The sequence below is a fragment of the Streptomyces sp. NPDC003034 genome, assembly GCF_053591375.1.
On sequence record NZ_JBSFTS010000016.1, the window covers coordinates 126,099 to 144,610 of the forward strand.

16 protein-coding genes and 1 tRNA gene are annotated in these 18,512 nt (G+C 73.2%); 8 read left to right on the plus strand and 9 right to left on the minus strand.

Annotated features, from left to right (window positions below):
* Positions 1-137: 137 nt before the first annotated feature.
* Complete coding sequence (locus ACWDX7_RS18005; protein WP_451491036.1) at positions 138-758, minus strand: hypothetical protein; 621 nt, start codon at positions 756-758, stop codon at positions 138-140.
* Positions 759-883: 125 nt separating this feature from the next.
* Here ACWDX7_RS18005 and ACWDX7_RS18010 point away from each other — a divergent pair, with 125 nt between their 5' ends.
* Positions 884-1,555 carry a hypothetical protein gene (locus ACWDX7_RS18010; protein ID WP_451491037.1) on the plus strand — a complete coding sequence of 224 codons (672 nt, stop codon included), beginning with the start codon at positions 884-886 and terminating at the stop codon, positions 1,553-1,555.
* 104 nt (positions 1,556-1,659) lie between these two features.
* Here ACWDX7_RS18010 and ACWDX7_RS18015 read toward each other — a convergent pair whose 3' ends face one another.
* The 3 genes from ACWDX7_RS18015 to ACWDX7_RS18025 all read right to left on the minus strand — a co-directional run bounded on the left by ACWDX7_RS18015 (position 1,660) and on the right by ACWDX7_RS18025 (position 5,800).
* On the minus strand, positions 1,660-2,157 hold the full coding sequence (locus ACWDX7_RS18015) for a peptidylprolyl isomerase (protein ID WP_451491038.1): 498 nt from the start codon (positions 2,155-2,157) through the stop codon (positions 1,660-1,662).
* Between the two features lie 58 nt (positions 2,158-2,215).
* Positions 2,216-4,717 (minus strand): serine/threonine-protein kinase, encoded by a 2,502-nt coding sequence (locus ACWDX7_RS18020; RefSeq protein ID WP_451491039.1) that lies wholly within the window; start codon positions 4,715-4,717, stop codon positions 2,216-2,218.
* Between the two features lie 288 nt (positions 4,718-5,005).
* Positions 5,006-5,800: a VOC family protein gene (locus ACWDX7_RS18025; protein ID WP_451491040.1), complete on the minus strand. Its 795-nt coding sequence runs from the start codon at positions 5,798-5,800 to the stop codon at positions 5,006-5,008.
* A gap of 350 nt (positions 5,801-6,150) precedes the next feature.
* Here ACWDX7_RS18025 and ACWDX7_RS18030 point away from each other — a divergent pair, with 350 nt between their 5' ends.
* Positions 6,151-6,798 (plus strand): TetR family transcriptional regulator, encoded by a 648-nt coding sequence (locus ACWDX7_RS18030; protein ID WP_451491041.1) that lies wholly within the window; start codon positions 6,151-6,153, stop codon positions 6,796-6,798.
* Positions 6,799-6,956: 158 nt separating this feature from the next.
* On the opposite strand, the gene ACWDX7_RS18035 is transcribed toward ACWDX7_RS18030, so the two are convergent.
* Positions 6,957-7,430, minus strand: coding sequence for a nitroreductase family deazaflavin-dependent oxidoreductase (locus ACWDX7_RS18035; protein WP_451491042.1), 474 nt, complete (start codon positions 7,428-7,430; stop codon positions 6,957-6,959).
* The gene (locus ACWDX7_RS18040) at positions 7,430-8,716 is read right to left on the minus strand and encodes an acyl-CoA dehydrogenase family protein (protein ID WP_451491043.1); all 1,287 of its coding nucleotides are present in this window, start codon (positions 8,714-8,716) and stop codon (positions 7,430-7,432) included. Before ACWDX7_RS18040 ends, ACWDX7_RS18035 begins: the two co-directional genes overlap by 1 nt.
* 337 nt (positions 8,717-9,053) lie before the next feature.
* Between ACWDX7_RS18040 and ACWDX7_RS18045 the strand changes: the two genes are divergently transcribed.
* Both ACWDX7_RS18045 and ACWDX7_RS18050 read left to right on the plus strand, forming a co-directional pair.
* A complete protein-coding gene (locus tag ACWDX7_RS18045; protein ID WP_451491044.1) occupies positions 9,054-10,298 on the plus strand; it encodes a thiolase C-terminal domain-containing protein in 1,245 nt (414 codons plus the stop codon).
* Positions 10,299-10,365: 67 nt separating this feature from the next.
* Positions 10,366-11,055, plus strand: coding sequence for a pyridoxine/pyridoxamine 5'-phosphate oxidase (locus ACWDX7_RS18050; RefSeq protein ID WP_451491045.1), 690 nt, complete (start codon positions 10,366-10,368; stop codon positions 11,053-11,055).
* Between the two features lie 18 nt (positions 11,056-11,073).
* Here the strand turns inward: ACWDX7_RS18050 and ACWDX7_RS18055 are convergent, their stop codons facing one another.
* Positions 11,074-12,303: a serine hydrolase domain-containing protein gene (locus ACWDX7_RS18055; RefSeq protein WP_451491046.1), complete on the minus strand. Its 1,230-nt coding sequence runs from the start codon at positions 12,301-12,303 to the stop codon at positions 11,074-11,076.
* Between the two features lie 144 nt (positions 12,304-12,447).
* Between ACWDX7_RS18055 and ACWDX7_RS18060 the strand changes: the two genes are divergently transcribed.
* Positions 12,448-12,511 (plus strand) — tRNA-Val (locus tag ACWDX7_RS18060).
* Positions 12,512-12,564: 53 nt separating this feature from the next.
* On the opposite strand, the gene ACWDX7_RS18065 is transcribed toward ACWDX7_RS18060, so the two are convergent.
* Positions 12,565-13,017, minus strand: coding sequence for a Zn-ribbon domain-containing OB-fold protein (locus tag ACWDX7_RS18065; RefSeq protein ID WP_451491047.1), 453 nt, complete (start codon positions 13,015-13,017; stop codon positions 12,565-12,567).
* Complete coding sequence (locus ACWDX7_RS18070; protein WP_451491048.1) at positions 13,014-13,466, minus strand: DoxX family protein; 453 nt, start codon at positions 13,464-13,466, stop codon at positions 13,014-13,016. Before ACWDX7_RS18070 ends, ACWDX7_RS18065 begins: the two co-directional genes overlap by 4 nt.
* Positions 13,467-13,707: 241 nt before the next feature.
* Here ACWDX7_RS18070 and ACWDX7_RS18075 point away from each other — a divergent pair, with 241 nt between their 5' ends.
* The 3 genes from ACWDX7_RS18075 to ACWDX7_RS18085 all read left to right on the plus strand — a co-directional run bounded on the left by ACWDX7_RS18075 (position 13,708) and on the right by ACWDX7_RS18085 (position 18,391).
* Positions 13,708-14,976, plus strand: a complete 1,269-nt coding sequence (locus ACWDX7_RS18075; RefSeq protein ID WP_451491049.1) for a flavin-containing monooxygenase — start codon at positions 13,708-13,710, stop codon at positions 14,974-14,976.
* Positions 14,977-15,231: 255 nt separating this feature from the next.
* Positions 15,232-17,466 (plus strand): acetate--CoA ligase family protein, encoded by a 2,235-nt coding sequence (locus tag ACWDX7_RS18080; protein WP_451491050.1) that lies wholly within the window; start codon positions 15,232-15,234, stop codon positions 17,464-17,466.
* A gap of 91 nt (positions 17,467-17,557) precedes the next feature.
* Complete coding sequence (locus tag ACWDX7_RS18085) at positions 17,558-18,391, plus strand: enoyl-CoA hydratase/isomerase family protein (protein WP_451491051.1); 834 nt, start codon at positions 17,558-17,560, stop codon at positions 18,389-18,391.
* Positions 18,392-18,512 lie beyond the last annotated feature (121 nt).

Sequence of the window (18,512 nt, forward strand, 5' to 3'; positions counted from 1 at the left end):
TCAGGTCGCGTTGTCTGGTGCGGTGCATCGCAAGGCGCAGGGGCGCAGCTCGTACGTGGCCGTACTCGCGCGCTCCGACAACGAAGGGAGGCGCCGTGCCAGGCAGCGCGGGCCCGCGGAGATCGCCAGGACAGGGCCTAGGGGCGCCGCTTGGTGGGCTGGGACTTGGGCTTCGACGGGGACGTCGAAGTCGAGCCGCTCGGTGTGGAGCCACTGGGTGTGGCCCCCGGTGTGGCACTGCCCGTGGCGGAGGAGCCCGGCGCGGCGAGGACGGTGATCGTGCCGATCCGGCAGGTCTTGACCTCGGTGGCGCGCGCCGGGTTCTCCAGGGCTACGTCGACCGTGCGGGTCTCGCGTGCGTCCAGGGTCACCTTGACGACCGTCGCCTCGGCTTCGGCCCCGGACGCGGTCTGCCGGTGGAGACCCACCTCGAAGGCCGCCTTGCGGCCCAGCCGGGAGGTGACCTTGAGGGTGGTGACCGGCCCGCCGGCACCGACGCAGCTGACCACGACCGCCGTGGCCGGATCACCGCTGGGGCTGGCCGAGGGCGACGCGCTGGCCGTACTGCCGCCGCTGCCCGCGTGCGTCTTCTTCTTGCTGCTCTTGGAACTGGAGCAGCCGCCCCCGCCACCGCTGCTCTTGCTCTTGCTCTTCCCGCCGCTGCCGCCACTGCCGCCGCCGGTCGAAGAGAAACCGGTCAGCGCGAACACGACGGTCACCAGCACCGCGGTCAGCCTGATACGACGTCCAGCCACCATGACCGAGCCCCTCCCCCTGGACAACGGCGGGCCACGCTATCAGCCGGGACCTGCCGGATGTGCGGGGCCCGGGAGCCCGGCGTAGCTTGGGGATCAAGACCCCCTACTTCGGGAGGGCGCCTCGCATGATCCGCAACGTACTCGGTTCGCTGATGGGGCTGATCGGAGCGACGGCCGCCGTCTGGAGTCCATTCCGCGCCTGGTACGACGGCCGCCGCGGACGGGACTACCGCCTCCAGGACCTGTTCACCGGCGCCGGGATCACCGGCCGCCAGGCCTCCCTGCTGGAATCGCTCCTGCTGCCCTTCCTCGTCGCGGCCCTGCTCACCCTGGTCGCCATCGTGCTCCGGTCCCGGCTGCTGATGGCGCTGGCGGGCATCGTGGTCCTCGGCTTCACCGTGCTCTGGATGGTCCGCCAGGGCCAGGACGCCGGCAGCCTCACCGTGGGCAGCGACGGCCGGGGCCTCGGCGACGGCGTCGCGAGCGCCTGCGGCGCGGGCGCGCTGCTCCTCCTGGCGGCGGCGGTCATGCGCGGCCGCCCCCACCGCACCCGCCCCCGCCACACACCCCCGGACTCCCCGGACTCCCCGGACCGGGCTGACCGGGCTGACCGGGCTGACCGGGCTGACCGGGCTGACCAAGCGGACTACCCGGACCGGGCGGACTATCCGGACCGGGCGGACCGGGGGCACTACCCGGACCGGGCTGGCCGTCAGGAATCCCATGACCCCCATGACTCACCCCCCACCCACCCACCCCACGACCCCGACCCACCGCCTCGCCAGGACCGTACGTAGCCATACGCAGCCCACGCTTCCGCGCGGTGCGGTGGCGTAGGCAGGGGAAATGGCGGCGGCCCCGGACCCCCGGAGGGGGCGGGGCCGACCGGCATGGGGTGGGGTCAGGCGGCGTCGACTACGCCCGAGGCCGCGATCTCGATCTTGGCGCGGGTGGCACCCGACTGGGAGCCCAGGGACTCGATCTTCTGGACCAGGTCCGAGCCCTCGACGACCTCGCCGAAGACGACGTGCTTGCCGTCCAGCCACGGGGTCGGGACGGTGGTGATGAAGAACTGCGAGCCGTTGGTGTTGCGGCCGGCGTTCGCCATCGACAGCAGGAACGGGCGGTCGTGCTTCAGCTGGAAGTTCTCGTCGGCGAACTTCTCGCCGTAGATGCTCTTGCCGCCGGTGCCGTTCTGGTTGGTGAAGTCGCCGCCCTGCAGCATGAACTGCGGGATCACGCGGTGGAACGGCGAGCCCGCGTAGCCGTAGCCGTGCTCGCCGGTGGCGAGCTCGCGGAAGTTCTTGGCGGTCTTCGGAACCACGTCGTCGAAGAGGTTGAAGACGATGCGGCCGGCGGACTCGCCGTTGATGTTGATGTCGAAGTAGACGTTGCTCATGGGGTCCATCCTGTCACTCCCGGTGCGGTGCGCGACCGGGAGGGCCCCGTTCGGCGCGTCAGGAAGCGGCCCCGGCCGTGCGGGTTCCGGTGCCCTTCGCCGCGTCCAGGGCGTACACGCAGCGGTCCTTGCTGCACGCGTAGACCACGCCCGCCTCCGCTACCGGCGCACCCGTGATCTCCCCGCCCGTGGCCAGTTTCCAGCGGAGCTGGCCGCCCGCCGCGTCCAGGGTGTACAGGCAGTGGTCCGCCGAGCCGAAGTGCACCCGGCCGTCGGCGACCGCCGGCAGGCCGGTGATCTCGCCGCCCGCGGCGAAGCGCCACTTCGGGGTGCCGGTGACCGCGTCGAGCGTGTACAGCGCGCTGCCCGCGCCCAGGTGGACGTTGCCGTTGGCCACCAGCACCGGGTCCGAGGACGGCCGCGTCTCGGTCGCGATGCGCCAGCGGTCCGTGCCGGTGGCCGCGTCCAGGGCGTAGACGGTGCCCAGGTGGTCGACGAGGTAGACCCCGCCGCCCGTCACCGCCGCGCCCGGCGCGAAGGCCGGGGCCGCCAGGAAGACGGCGGGCGCCTCGAAGTGCCAGCGGACCCGCCCCGAGGCCCGGTCCACGGACAGCACCCGGGTGCCGGCGGACACGTAGACATTGCCGTCCGGGGCGGGGGTGACCCGTACGGGGACGTTCCCGCAGGAGGCGGCGTCGCCGACCGGGTAGGTCCAGGACTCGCGGCCGCTGCGGGCGTCGAGGGCGCGCAGCCGCGCGTCCTGCCACACGTACACCGTGCCGTCGTGGAGGACGGGGGCCGCCTCCGGGGTCTCGAAGTCGGTCTGGGCGCCCGTCAGTTCCCACAGCTTCTGGCCGTTCGAGGCTTCCCAGCCCTGAACGCCGCCACCGCGCGTGGCGGTGATGACCGTGCCGCGGTCGGCGCGCAGCGCGTACACCCAGGCGTCGGTGGACAGCCGCCACCGCTCGGATCCGTCGGTGGCGTCGAGCGCGAAGAGGGAGGGGCCGTCGGAGGCGTGGATCCTGCCGTCCGAGACGGCCATCGACCAGGCGACGTCGCGCGTCTTGAACTGGCGGCGGCCGGTGGCCACGTCCAGGGCGTGCACCTCGAAGGAGGTGACGTAGAGCAGGTCGCCGGCGACGGTCGGCGTGCCCCACACCTCGTTGGACATGCGGAAGCGCCACGGGCGCCAGCGGCCGCCGTCAGGGCCCGGCTGCCCGGGGCCGCCACCCGGTACGGCCGACGAGGCCTGGCCCGCGGGCGCCGGAGAGGGGGAGGGGGAGGGGGAGGGGGAGGGGGACGGCAGGGCGGACGCCGCGCCGCCGGGCGGGCGGACCCAGCCCGTCGCCGAGTCCGCGGCGGCGGCCGGGGCGTGCGCGGCCGGCGCGGAGGCCGACGCACGCGGGCCCGGCCCGATCGGCACCGGGGAGCCGCCGATCCGGACGGGCTCGCCGGAGCGCACCGGGGACATCGGCGGGTGGTGCGGGCGCTGCGGGACGGCCTGGCCGGTGCGCGGGTCCACCCAGGCCTCGCCGCCGCGCGGGCGGCGGTGGGTGGGGGCCGCGGAGACGGGCCCGCGGGCTCCGGGGCCGCCCGGACCGCCGCCGGGACCGCCCGGACCGCCCGGACCACCCGGCCCGGGTACGACCGGTACGGGAGGGGTACGGTTCCCCGCCCGCCGGCCCTCGATCATCGCGACGGCCCGCGCGGGCAGCCACGCCGAGGCGGTCCCGCTGTCGTCACCGCCGTCGAAGAGGTGCGGGGCCAGCTGCGCCTGGAGGTCGGCCGGTGTCGGCCGCTGAGCGGCGTCCATCTTCATGCACGACTCGATCAGCGGCCGCAGCTCCTGGGGGAGCCCTTCCAGATTGGGTCCCTCGCGCAGCAGCATGAAGACCGTCTCCACCGGGTTCGCCCCGTGGTACGGAGGGTGCCCGGTCGCCGCGAAGACCAGCGTCGAGCCGAGCGAGAAGACATCGCTGGCGCCCTTGACGCTGCGCGAGTCCTTCGCCTGCTCGGGCGACATGTAGGCGGGGGTGCCCACGGCGACGTTCGTCATGGTCAGCCGGGTGTTGGAGACGCCGCTCGCGATGCCGAAGTCGATCACGCGGGGACCGTCCTCGACGACGAGCACGTTGGACGGCTTGAGGTCGCGGTGGACGAGGCCGGCGCCGTGGATGGACTGCAGCGCCTCGGCGATTCCGGCCGCGAGCCACCGTACGGCCTGGGCGGGCATGGGCCCGCACTCGTTGACGATCTCCTCCAGGGAGGGCGCCGGGACGTACGCGGTGGCCAGCCACGGCACGGCCGCCCGCGGGTCGGCGTCCACGACGGCCGCGGTGTAGAAACCGGACACGGCGCGCGCCGCCTCCACCTCACGGGTGAAGCGCACCCGGAACAACTGGTCCTCGGCGAGCTCGGTCCGCACCGTCTTGATCGCGACCCGCCGCCCGGACGCCGACCGCGCGAGATAGACCAGCCCCATGCCGCCGGCGCCGAGCCGTCCCAGCACCTCGAAGGGGCCGATCCGTCTCGGGTCGTGCTGCGTCAGCTGCTCCACCACTCGCCTCCACACCTCCCCGTACGAGCCCCTCACGGGCCCGCTTCACCAGCACGCGCACCGGTACTCGCACACGTACACGCACACGCGCCGGCACGGGGCCGTGCCCCGTGCAGCGTCTCACCCCCGGGCGCCGCCCGGGTCGCGCAACCCGATTCTGTCAGGCCCGCGCCCGGTCCGGCCCCGGCCACGCGACCGGGTGCGGGATTGCTCACACCGCCGCGCGGGCGGCCCGGTGCGCGGGAGCGGTGCCGAAAGGCGTGCCGCGGGCCGGGGAGGGGCGTGCGGGTGCTAGCCGGTCGGCTTCGTACGGGGTTCGGAGAGCAGTCCGAAGACCGCCCCCTGGTTGTCGGCGACGACCGCGATCCGCCCGTACGGGGTGTCGAAGGGGTCCGCGGTGACCCGGCCGCCGAGCCGCTGCGCCATGGCGACGGACTGGTCGCAGTCGGGGACGGCGAAGTACACGAGGAAGTGCGCCGGCATGATCTCCGGGAAGGCGTCGGTGATCAGGCTGCGGCCCATGACGGCGGTGTCCGTTCCGGGCGTACTGCCGGGCGGGGACCAGAGGCGGTACTCGACGCCGGCGTCGTCCTGGTCCTGGGGGACGTAGCCGAAGACGTTCGCGTAGAAGACGTCGACGGCGTCGCGGGCGCGGGTGTAGACCTCGGTCCAGCAGTACGTGTACGGCTCCTGCCGGACCTCGAAGCCGTGGTGGGTGCCGGGCTGCCAGAGGCCGAAGACGGCTCCGCCGGGGTCGGCGGCCAGCGCGGCCGTGCCGTACGGGCCCACCGGCATCGGATCCATCACCAGCTGGCCGCCGGAGGCGCGGATGCGGGCCGCGCACGCGTAGGCGTCGGCGGTGTGGAGGTAGACGCCCCAGACGGTCGGCATCCGGCCGTCGGGCTTGGGGGCGAGGGCGGCGACGTTGCGCCCGCGGCTGTAGGCCTGGGTGTAGTTGCCGTACTCGGCTCCCGCGCTCTCGCCGAAGGTCCACCCGAAGAGCTCACCGTAGAAGCGCTTGCCCGCCTCGACGTCCGGAAGCGAGGCGTCGACCCAGCAGGGTTCGCCTTCCGCGAATGCGGTCATGAGCCCGGTTCCTTCCGTTGTGCGGGGTCATACACCTGCCCGCCTCTCCTACCAGTCCCACCTGTCCTAGCTGTCCTAGCTGTCGCACCTGTCTTTGCTGTCGCACCTGTCCTTGCTGCTCCATCTGTCCCCCTCCCAGCCATGATCCGCCAGAAAACTTGTCCACAGCCTGTTGATAAGACTATTCGGGGGATATCGTGAGGTTACGGACGGCGTGCGCGGCAGCGCGCCCCGGCCGGAATCCGCCCACGCACCCCACCCGGACCGGCTCCGACCCGGGCCGGGGTCCCCGTAGCCCCATTTGCAGGCGGCCGAATAGCGCGCCCATCACCCCTCGGTAAGCTGACGGCATGACAGGACAAGTACGCACCGTCGACGGGCGTGTCGCCGGCCGGCGCGGCCAGGCGACGCGGCAGAAGCTGCTCGACTGCCTGAGCGAGATGCTCAGCTCCTCGCCGTACCGGGACGTCAAGGTGATCGACGTCGCCCGCAAGGCCGGCACCTCCCCCGCGACCTTCTACCAGTACTTCCCGGACGTCGAGGGTGCCGTCCTGGAGATCGCCGAGGAAATGGCCACCGAGGGCGCTCAGTTGACCTCGCTCGTGGAAGGCCGCACCTGGGTCGGCAAGTCCGGCTGGGCGGCTGCCGAGGAACTCGTCGAGGGTTTCCTGGACTTCTGGCGGCGCAACGACGCCATCCTGCGCGTGGTCGACCTCGGCGCGGCCGAGGGCGACAAGCGCTTCTACAAGATCCGCATGAAGATTCTCAGCTCGGTCACCAACTCCCTGACGGAATCGGTGAAGGAGCTCCAGGCCAAGGGCAAGGTCGACAAGGACGTCAGCCCGGCGGCGATGGCCGGTTCACTGGTCGCGATGCTGGCCGCCGTCGCTTCGCACCAGAAGGGCTTCCAGACCTGGGGCGTCAAGCAGGCCGAACTCAAGCCGAACCTGGCGCTGCTCGTCCACCTCGGCATCACCGGCAAGAAGCCGGCCAAGTAGCGGCGGACCTCCTTCCGGGGTCCGCCGCCGTCCGCGGGCGGGCTTCGTACCGCCGTCCGCCGGAGGCCGGGGGCCGGGGGCCGCGCGCCGCACCGCCGTACGCGGGGGGCCGCGCGCCGTACGGGCAGGCCGTGCGCCGTACGGGCAGGGGCGGGCGATCAGCGGCGCTCCAGGCGGAACAACCGGATCTCGCGCTCGATGCGCGCCTGGTACGTCGCATACGGCGGCCAGAAGTCAAGCACCGCCCGCCACGCCGCCGCACGCTCCTCGCCTTCCAGCAGCCGGGCCCGCACAGCGATGTCCCGGCCCCTCCAACTCACCTGTGCCTCAGGGTGCTTGAGCAGGTTCCCGGTCCACGCCGGGTGCCCGGGCCGGCCGAAGTTGGAGCCGATCAGTACCCAGCTGGCGCCCCCGTCCTCCGGCATGCAGGCGAGCGGGGTGGTACGCGGTTCGCCCGTCCGGGCGCCCGTGGCGGTGAGGACCAGTCCCGGCAGCATCCGGGCGCTGAGCATGACCTTGCCCCGGGCCAGTCGGTGCACCGCCTTGTCCATCGCCGGGATGAAGTGCGGCGCGAGTCTGGCGAAGAGCGGCGTCGAGGAGATCTTCTGCATCAGCGTGACGCCGATACCCATCACACCGCCGCCTTCGCGCTCGGGGGTACGGGTGCGCCTACGGGGGCGGGGGGCGTCGCGGGTGTGCGAGCGCGGGCCGTCGCGGGGGTGAAGAGGCCCGCGCGGGCGGCGGCGTGTGCCCGCAGCCGGTCGGCGGGACCGAAGAGGAGCTCGTCGGCCGCCGCCCGCTTGAAGTAGAGGTGCGCGTCGTGCTCCCAGGTGAAACCGATGCCCCCGTGCAGCTGGATCGCCTCGCCGGCGGTCGCCCGCAGGGCCTCCAGCGCCTGGGCGAGGGCGAGGCCGCCCTGATGCGGGTCCCAGGCGGCGTAATAGGCCGCCGAGCGGGCCGCCTGCACCTGGACGTACAGGTCGGCGAGCCGGTGTTTGACCGCCTGGAAGGAGCCGATCGCCCGGCCGAACTGTTCGCGCTGCCGCACGTACTCCACGGTGCGGGCGAGCGCCTGTGCGGCCGCGCCGACCGCCTCCGCGGCCAGTACGGCGGAGGCGGTACGGCCGGTGGCGGCGAGGGCCCGCAGGACCTCGCCCCCACGGACGTGGTCGGCCCCGCCAAGCAACTCGGCGGGCACGTCGCGCATTTGGACGGTCGCCTGCGGGCGGGTCTCGTCCAGCACCGACCGCCGCGACCGTACGAGGCCGGGCGCGCCCTCCCGTACGAGGAACAGCAGCGTCCGGCTCCGCGCGAAGCCTCCGGCGTGGGCGGCGACCAGCAGCAGCGATGCGCTGTGCCCGTCGAGCACCTGGGCGACCTCCCCGTAGAGCCGCCAGCCTCCGGCGTCGGGGGCGGTGGCGGTGGCGGGCCGCGCCTGGACGCCACCCGCGCGGCCGCCGCCGGCCCACTCCCCGGCGGCGTTCTCACCGGCGGCGTTCTCACCGGTCAGGGCCAGCGCGGTGGCCAGCGCCGTACCGGGCACGGCGAGGGTGGCCGTCAGGCCGCCGGCCGCGAGCGGCGGGAGCAGCGCGGCACGCTGGGCGGCGGTACCGAGGGCCGTGATCAGCGGCACGCACAGCACGGCGGTGGCCAGCAGCGGCGAGGGCATCAGTGCCCGCCCGGTCTCCTCACAGGCCAGGGCCAGGTCGGCGGGCGCGCAGCCGACGCCGCCGCACTCCTCGGCCACGGCGATGCCCGGCAGCCCGAGCTGCCGGGCGAGCTGCTGCCACAGCGCCCGGTCATATCCGGCGGCGGTGCGGACGGCGGCCTTGACCTGGTCCGGGCCACATCGTCTGCCCAGGATCTCGCGCAGGGTGCGCCGCATCTCGTCCTGCTCCGCGGTGAAGGCGGCATCCATGGTCGGGCTCCTCCCCGTATCTGACGGGCCGTCATGCTAGGGCGGCGGACGACAGATGCACAGGGGTGCGAGCCACCTCGCCACCTTCGAGCAACTCCCCGCTCTGGTGGCGGAGCACGCGGACGAGCCGGCTTCGCCCCCGTCCGCTTGCACCTGTCGCGGAGCGGATGCGGTGCACGCGGGGGGCGGGCTGCGGCGGGGCGGCGAGTGCACAGGCCGCCCGATGCCGCCCGGGCCGCCGGCGCCGGAGGGCCCGTAACTGACGCAGCGTCAGATACCATACGCCGAGTCGCTCGCTGATGCCGATCGCCGCAAGGCGCCGCCCGCGGAGGACCCCATGCCCACGCCCTCGCCCCTGTCGCCGCCTCTCCCCGCAGCCCCAGCCGAGTCCGAGTCCCGCCTCCCCGGCGCCCGCGCCCGCGCCCGCCGCCGGGTCGCCGTCGTCGGTGTGGCGCTCTCCGAGTGCGGGCGGGTCGACGGGCCGACCCCGTACGCTCTGCACGCTCAGGCCGCCCGGCGGGCGCTGGCCGACTCCGGGCTGGACCGCTCCGTCATCGACGGCTTCGCCTCCGCCGGTCTCGGCACACTCGCGCCCATCGAGGTCGCCGAGTACCTCGGCCTGCGGCCCACCTGGGTGGACTCCACCTCGGTGGGCGGCTCGACCTGGGAGGTCATGGCGGCCCACGCGGCCGAGGCGATCGCCGCCGGACACGCCAACGCCGTCCTGCTCGCCTACGGGTCCACCGCCCGCGCGGACATCAAGGCCCGCCGGCGGACCTCGAACCTCTCCTTCGGCGCACGGGGCCCCCTGCAGTTCGAGGTCCCGTACGGCCACACGCTGATCTCCAAGTACGCGATGGCCGCGCGCCGCCACATGCACGAGTACGGGACCACGCTGGAGCAGCTCGCCTCCGTGGCCGTCCAGGCCCGGGCTAACGCGGCGACGAACCCGGACGCGATGTTCCGTACCCCCATCACGGTCGACGAGGTCCTGTCCGGGGAGATGATCGCGGACCCCTTCACGAAGCTGCACTGCTGCATCCGTTCCGACGGCGGCTGCGCGGTGCTGCTGGCGGCGGAGGACTACGTACCGGACACCGCGAAGGCGCCGGTCTGGATCCTCGGCTCGGGCACCTCCGTCTCCCACACCACCATGTCGGAATGGGAGGACTTCACGGTGTCCCCGGCGGCCGTCTCGGGCCGCCGCGCCTTCGAACGGGCGGGCCTCACCCCGGCGGACGTGGACCTCGCGGAGATCTACGACGCCTTCACCTACATGACCCTGGTGACCCTGGAGGACCTCGGCTTCTGCGCGAAGGGCGAGGGCGGCACCTTCGTGGAGAAGGGCCGCCTGCTGCGCGACGGCGAACTCCCGGTCAACACCGACGGCGGCGGCCTCTCGGCCTGCCACCCCGGCATGCGGGGCCTGTTCCTCCTGGTCGAGGCGGTCCGCCAACTCCGCGGCGAGGCGGGCCCGGGCCAGGTCACCCGCCGCGAGGGCCACCTCCCGGAGGTGGCCCTCGCCTCGGGCACGGGCGGCTGGTTCTGCTCCTCGGCAACACTGCTCCTCGGGCGGGGGTGAGGCCGCGGGCCGAGCCAACGCCCTCCGGGCACAACCCCAGCTCTCGAACACGCCCTAGCCTGGCGGTATGAGCAGCGAGAGCAGTAGCGGGATCAGCAGTGACCAGTTTCGTGCCACCCTGCATGCCCTGCGGGTGTGGGACGGGCCGCCGCTTCCGGGGTTTGATGCCGGGGGCGCGCCCGGTGAGCCGTTGCCGCTCTTCCGGGAGTGGTTCGTGCAGGCCGCTAAGGCGGGGCAGGCCGAGCCGCACACCATGAGTCTGGCGACGGTGGACGGCGAGGGGCGGCCCGACGTACGGACGTTGATGCTGCACGACGCCGACGCGCGCGGCTGGCACTTCGCCTCGCACGCCACCAGCGCCAAGGGCCGGCAGCTGGCCGCGCGGCCGGAGGCAGCGCTCGGGTTCTACTGGCCGGCCGTGGGCCGGCAGGTGCGGATCCGGGGCCGGGTCACGGCGTGCGGACCGCGGGAGAGCCGCGCGGATCTGGCCGTACGGTCCCGGGGTGCGCTCGCCGCCGCGCTCACGGGCCGCCAGAGCGAGGTGCTCGGCTCGCGGGAGGAGCTGGCGCGGGCGTCGGAGGCCGCGTGGGAGCGGGCCGCCGCCGAGCCGGACGCACCGGCCCCGACCTGGACCCGGTACGTACTCGACGCCGCCGAGGTCGAGTTCTTCCAGGGAGACGCCGCCCGCCGCCACACCCGGCTGCGCTACCGCCGCGCGGCCGAGGGCGCCTGGACCCGCGAGCTGCTCTGGCCCTGACCCGCCGACGAGGAACCGTCAGCTGCGCCTCGGCGAGGTCGGCTTGTGGCCGGGATAGACGTGCCCGGGGCTCACGATGCGGGTGATCGCCTCGCCGAAGAGTTCACTGGGCTCACGGCCGTCGTGCAGGACATCGGTGTTGAGGAGGACGACCATGGTCGCCTGCGCCTGCGGCAGGTAGACGGTCAGGTTCTCGTAGCCGGGGATGGAGCCGTTGTGACCGATCCAGCCCTGGATGTTGAAGATGCCGAGCCCGTACCCGGCGCCCGGAATGCCCAGCGACGTGGTCTTGAGGCGTTCCGCCTGGGTCGCGGGGGTGAGCAGCGTGCCGGTGGCGAGGGTGCGGGCCCAGCTGCGCAGGTCCTCCAGGTTCGAGATCATCGCTCCGGCGGCCCAGGCCCAGGAGGGATTCCAGTCGGTCGAGTCCTCGATCTTGCCCGAGCCCGTCTGGTTCGTGTAGCCGTGCGCGTGCGGTTCGGGGAACTGCGCACCGGTCGGAAAGAGGGTCCGGCGCAGCCCGGCCGGCTCCAGAACGTCCTGCTTGATGACCTCGTGGAGCGGTCGCCCGGTGAGCTTCTCCACCACGAGGCCGAGCAGGATCAGATTGGTGTTCGAGTACTCGAACTTCTCGCCCGGCTGGAACTGCACGGGGTGCTTGAAGGCGTAGTCCAGCAACTGCTGCGGTGTGAGGACCCGTTCCGGGTCGGACGTGAGCTCCTTGTCGAAGCCTTCGTCCTCGCTGTAGTTGAAGAGTCCGCTGCGCATGCCCGCGAGGTCGCGCAGGGTGATGCGGTCCCCGTTCGGGACGCCGGTGATGTACTTGCCGATCGGGTCATCCAGGCCGGCCTTGCCCAGGTCGACCTGCTGGAGGAGTGCGGTGACCGTGAACGTCTTGGTCTCGCTGCCGATGCGCATGTGCAGATCGGTCCTCATGGGCGCGCCGGTCGCCTTGTCCGCCACGCCGAACGTCTTCACGTAGCTGCCCTTGCCGGGTGCCCACAGTCCCACGGTCACGCCCGGCACCTGTGCCTCACGCATGACCTGCCGTACGGCCGCGTCCAGTTCCGCCGCGACGGCTGGGGTGAGCTGGGAGAAGGCCGCATCGGTGTCGGGTGAGGGGGCGGCGGGGACGGACCGCGCCGCGGCAGTCGTCCCGTACGCGGTGCCTGCGACGGCCGGGGCGAGGAGTACACCGGCGGTGGCAGCGGCCACGCAGGCCCGGCGGATCCGTATGCGGGTAGGCCTCACGGCATGCCTCCTGTCGTACGAGGACTCAAGGCAACATCACCAGCCTAGGCCTGCCCGATCGTGGTCGCGAGGCGAGCCTTACGGTCGCGCGCACCCGGCCGCTGTGCCGCCCGGCTGCCCGCCCGCCCCGTTTCCACCAGGAGCAGCTCAGGGGTAGAGCGCTGCTCTTACAAAGCGGATGTCGGCGGTGCGGAACCGTCCACGCCCACCCGTACGAAGTACCCCGACACGGGACCGCCCCGACGCCCGATGCCGGTGTCGTCAGCGCGCCGCCCGGTCCCGCTCCGACGGCGCGTCCGGGGCCGGGCGGAAGACCGGGATCACGAAGCCCTCCGCCGCCTCGCGGAAGGTGACCGTCAGCGGCATGCCGATGCGCAGGTCGGCCGCATCGCAGGAGACCACCTCCGTCATCATCCGGGGTCCCTCGGCCAGATCGGCCACGGCCGCCGTGTACGGGACGCGCGTACCGAAGAGCGGGAGGTCGTTGCGGTGGATCACCGACCAGGTGTAGAGGGTGGCGCGGCCGCTGGCCCGCTCCCACCTCACCCGCTCCTCCCCCGCCCAGCAGAACGGGCAGAACTCGCGCGGATAGTGGTGCGCCCGCCCGCAGTCGCCGCAGCGGCGCAGCAGGAGGCGGCCTTCGGCGGCCGCGTCCCAGTAGGGGCGGGTGAAGTCGTCCGCCTCCGGGAGGTCGTAGCGGGCCGCGCCGGTCACCGGAAGAGGCCGATCGCCGCGTCGAGGGACCAGGTCTGCCAGCCCATGGCGAAGAGCGCGACCAGCGAGATGAGTGCCATCATGGCGTTCTGGCCCTGCTCGGCCCAGTCGTGGACCATCAGCACGAGGTAGAGCAGGTTCAGCAGGAGGCCGCCGACCAGCGCGACCGGCGTCAGGAATCCGAGGACCAGGCCTACTCCGAGGACGAGTTCCGCGTAGACGACGATGTACGCCATCACCTTCGGGCGCGGCTTGACCACGAGCTCGAAGCCGGCCTTCACGAACGTCCAGCGGTGCTTGCCCGCGACGTCGGCCGCCCACGCGATGCCGGTGCCGCGCTCGAACCAGCCCTTCTTGTCCTTGTGCCGCCAGCTCTCCAGCCACCACAGGCCGAGGCCGATCCGGAGCACGGCGATCCATTCGGCCCCACTGAGCCAGACGGTCTGCATCGGCAGCCCCCACCCCTTCCATCTCTACCTGCCGCCCCAACGACCTGACGGTACGTCAGTTCAGCGGATCCGGAGCGATCCCGCAAGGCCCGGCAAGGCCCGGCAAGGCCCGGCAAGGCCCGGCAAGGCCCGGCCGCACTGCCCACCTCGCAACAGCCGGGAACGTACCGTGATCGATCCGCAACCGATTCCCTCCTCGTCCGAGACCCATTGACGCTGCGTGGCGATACGCTCACACCTCATGCCCGCAGTCCCCGCAACACCCGACATGACCACCCAGCCCCGCCCCGTGTACGTCATCGGCGCCGGCCCCGGCGGTCTCGCCGTCGCCGCCGCGCTGCGGGCCCGGGGGGTCCGCGCGGTGGTCATCGAGAAGTCCGGATCCGTCGGCGCCTCCTGGCGCGGGCACTACGACCGGCTCCACCTCCACACCACGCGCCGCCTCTCCGCCCTGCCGGGCCTGGCCATGCCGCGCCGCTTCGGGCGCTGGGTCTCCCGCGACGACCTCGTGCGCTACCTGGAGAAGTACGCGGAGTTCCACGAGCTGGAGCTGATCACCGGTGTCGAGGTGACCCGCATAGAGCCGGCCGGCGCCGGGACCGCCGACCGCAACGCCGCCGACGCCACCGACGCCGCCGGAGAACCGGAACACGCCGGCGCGGTGGCGGCGGACGACGGGAATCCGGGCGGCTGGACCCTGCACGCGAGCGGTGGGCGGATGCTGGCCGCCGGGGCCGTCGTCGTCGCGACCGGCTTCAACCACACCCCCGCCCTGCCCCACTGGCCGGGCCGTGAGACCTACACCGGCCGCCTGCTGCACGCCGCCGCATACCGCAACCCGCAGCCGTACGCCGGCCAGGACGTCCTCGTCGTCGGCGTCGGCAACACCGGCGCCGAGATAGCCGTCGACCTCGTCGAGGGCGGCGCCGCCCGCGTGCGGCTCGCCGTGCGCACCGCCCCCCACCTCGTACGCCGCTCCACCGCCGGCTGGCCCGCGCAGCGCACCGGGATCCTGGTGCGGCGGCTGCCCGTGGGGCTCGTGGACCGGCTCGGCGCGCTCCTCGCCCGGGTCGCCGTACCGGACCTGTCGGCGTACGGGCTCCCGCGCCCCGACACCGGCCTGTACAGCCGTGCCCGGCAGGGGGCGATCCCGGTCCAGGACGTCGGCCTGATCGACGCCGTCCGCAGCGGCCGGGTGGAGCCGGTCGCCGCCGTAGAAGCCTTCGACGGCGGGGAGGTGGTGCTGGCGGACGGCACGCGGATCACCCCGGACACGGTGATCGCGGCCACCGGTTACCGGCGCGCGCTGGAGGGCCTGGTCGGCCACCTCGGCGTACTCGACGAGCGCGGCCTGCCCCGCACGGTCCGCGGCCGCGCGGCCGGGGTCCGTACGCCCGGTCTCTACTTCACCGGCTTCACCAACCCCCTCAGCGGGATGCTCCGGGAACTGGCCCGGGACGCCGAGAAGATCGCCAAGGCCGTGGCGCGAGAGACACCCACCGCCGGCTGACGAGGTCGGCGCGCCCGTACGGACCGGCCGGCGCGCCCGCTCGTGCGCCCCCGGGGGACGGCCAGGATCCCCCAGCCCCGGCGGCCGGAAATGCGCTCTGGACCGGCGCCGGAGGCGTCTGGCACCGTACGCACATCACCTCCACACCTTTTCGCCGCAGCCCTGTTCCTGACGGCACGTCAGTTCAGTAATCTGACTACACGTCAGTTATTGACGGCCGTTATTGAGGTTCACCGAGCAGGAGCGGGCGGAACGATGCTTGGATCTACTCACGGCACCCTCACCACCGACTTCCGCGCACGGGTCGAGGCCTGCGGGGAAGCCCCCAAGGCCGCCGTCCACTCCTCGGCGGCCCCCTCCGCCGAGGACGCGGTCGCACTGGACGTCAGCGGACGGCCCCTGTACTCCGACGTGCCCGATCTGGACCGGTTCTTCCGGCCCGAGTCCGTGGCCGTCGTCGGCGCCTGCGACACCGAAGGCAGGGCGAACACCGGGATCACCCGCCAGCTCATCGCCTGGGCCGAGCGCGTCGGCGCCCGGATCCATCCCGTCCACCCCACCCGCCCCGCCGTCTTCGGACTGCCCTGCCACACCTCCGTGGCCGACCTGCCCGAGGACGTGGACCTCGCCGTGCTCCTCGTCGGCGATCCGGTGCCGGTGATCGAGGAACTGGCGGACACGAAGGTGAAGTTCGCGGTGGCCTTCGCCTCCGGCTTCGCGGAGACCGGTGACGCGGGCGCGGCCGCCCAGGCCCGCCTGACCGCCGCCGTACGGCGCTCCGGCCTGCGCCTCCTCGGCCCCAACACGAACCTCAACGCCTTCGAGGAGTTCCGCACCGGCCTCGAAGGCCCGGCGATCGCGCTGATCACCCAGTCCGGCCACCAGGGCCGGCCCGTCTACGCCCTCCAAGAGCTCGGCATCCGGCTCTCCCACTGGGCACCCACCGGCAACGAGGCGGACCTGGAGACCGCCGACTTCATCTCCTACTTCGCGGAGCAGCCCGAGGTCGGAGCGATCGCCTGCTACGTCGAGGGCCTCAAGGACGGCCATTCCTTCCTGCTCGCCGCCGACCGGGCGGCGCGACGCGGGGTACCCGTCGTCGCCGTCAAGGTGGGCCGTACCGAGACCGGCGCGCGGACGGCCGCCTCCCACACCGGGAAGCTGACCGGCGCGGACACCGTGGTGGACGCCGCCATGCGGCAGTTCGGCGTGATCCGCGTCGACGGGCTGGACGAGCTCCAGGACACCGCCGCCCTCCTCGCCCGCGCGCGCAGGCCGCAGGCCGAAGGAGTCGTCGTCTACTCCATCTCCGGCGGCACCGGGGCCCACTTCTCCGACCTGGCGACGGAGGCGGGCCTCACCCTGCCCACGCTCTCCCGGGCCCGGCAGGAGGAGCTCCACCAGTGGATACCGCCGTACCTGAACGTCGCCAACCCCGTCGACAACGGCGGTCACCCCGTCGGCGACTGGCGCGGCCGGAAGATCATCGACGCGATCCTCGCCGACCCCTCGGTGGGCGTGCTGATCTGCCCGATCACCGGCCCCTTCCCGCCGATGAGCGACAGGCTCGCGCAAGACCTGGTGGACGCCGCCGAGCAGACGGACAAGCTGATCTGCGTGATCTGGGGCTCCCCGGTGGGCACCGAGGAGGCCTACCGCACCACGCTCCTCGGCTCCTCCCGCGTCGCCACCTTCCGCACCTTCGGCAACTGCATCACCGCCGTCCGCGCCTATCTCGGCCACCACCGCTTCACGGCTTCCTACCGGTCCCCCTTCGACGAGGCCCCCCGCACGCCCTCGCCGTCCTTCCGCAAAGCGCGGGCCCTGATGCGCCCGGGCGAGCAGCTCAGCGAGCACGCGGCGAAGCAGCTCCTGCGGGCGTACGGGATACGCGTGCCCCGCGAGCAGCTGGTGACCAGCGCGGCGGCCGCCGTGCGGGCGGCCGGGCTGGTCGGCTACCCGGTCGTGATGAAGGCGTCGGGCCCGCGGCTCGCGCACAAGACGGAACTGGGGCTGGTGAAGACCGGGCTGACCTCGGCGAGCCAGATCCGCGACGCCTACCGGGAACTGACCGATGTCGCGCGCTACGAGAACATCCCCCTCGACGGGATCCTCGTCTGCCAGATGGTCGAACGGGGCGTGGAGATGGTCGTCGGCGTCACCCGGGACGCCCTCTTCGGCCCGACGGTCACGGTCGGCCTCGGCGGAGTCCTCGTAGAGGTGCTGAACGACGCGGCGGTGCGCGTGCCGCCCTTCGGCGAGGACCAGGCGCGGGCGATGCTGGGCGAACTGCGCGGACACGCACTGCTGGAGGGGGTACGGGGAGCGCCCCCGGCCGATGTCGACGCGCTGGTCGAGGTCGTCCTGCGGGTCCAGCGGATGGCGCTGGAACTCGGCGAGGACCTGTCCGAGCTGGACATCAATCCGCTGATGGTCCTCCCTCGCGGCCAGGGCGCGGTGGCGCTGGACGCGCTGGCCGTCTGCCGCTGACGCCGTGCGGCCTCGCCGACCGCGCCGGCCCGCCGACCGGCACCCGGTGCTCCCGGGCGCCCGCCGACCACCCCTGAACGGGAGTTCACCGATGACCGACGACGCCGCGCGGGACGTCCTCCACCGCACCGAGAACGCCGTCTCCTGGATCACCCTCAACCGGCCGGCCGCCCTGAACGCCCTCACCTGGCGCCAGCGCGAACGCGTCATCTCGCTGCTCGCCGACGCCTCCGCCGACCCCGGCGTCCGCGCGGTGGTCCTCACCGCCACCGGGAAGGGCTTCTGCGCGGGCGCCGACCTGCGGAGCGCGCCCGCGACCGCCACCGCGCCCGGGACCGCGCCCACCACCCCCGCAGAGCGCGTCGCCGGGGACGTGGCGCGCATGATCCGGCTCGGCGCCCAGCGCCTGATCACCGCCGTGCTCGACTGCGAGAAGCCGGTCATCGCCGCCGTCAACGGCACAGCCGCCGGAATCGGCGCCCACCTCGCCCTCGCCTGCGACCTCGTCGTCGCCGCCGAGACGGCCCGCTTCATCGAGGTGTTCGTGCGCCGAGGCCTGGTCCCCGACGGCGGGGGCGCCTACCTGCTGCCCCGTCTCATCGGCCCGCAGAAGGCCAAGGAGCTGATGTTCTTCGGCGACGCCGTCCCGGCGGCGCAGGCCGCCCGCCTCGGCCTGGTCAACAAGGTGGTTCCGGCCGAGGAGCTGGAGTCCGCCGCCCGGGAGTGGGCGGAGCGCCTCGCGCAGGGCCCGACCCGCGCGCTCGCCCTGACGAAACAGCTGGTCAACGCCTCGCTGGACAGTGACCGGGCGGCCGCCCTGGCCGCCGAGGCCACCGCTCAGGAGATCAACATGACAACCGCCGACGCGAACGAGGGCCTGGCGAGCTTCACGGAGCGCCGCCCGCCCGCCTTCCGCGGTGCCTGAGTTCTAGGGCGTGTCTTTCGGATCTTGCCGGGCCCGCGTTGCCCGGCAAGATCCGAAAGACATGGCCACGAACGTCCAGGGCTTCCGCCTCTCTGCCATCCGCTCAGCGTCAGCCTTGAAC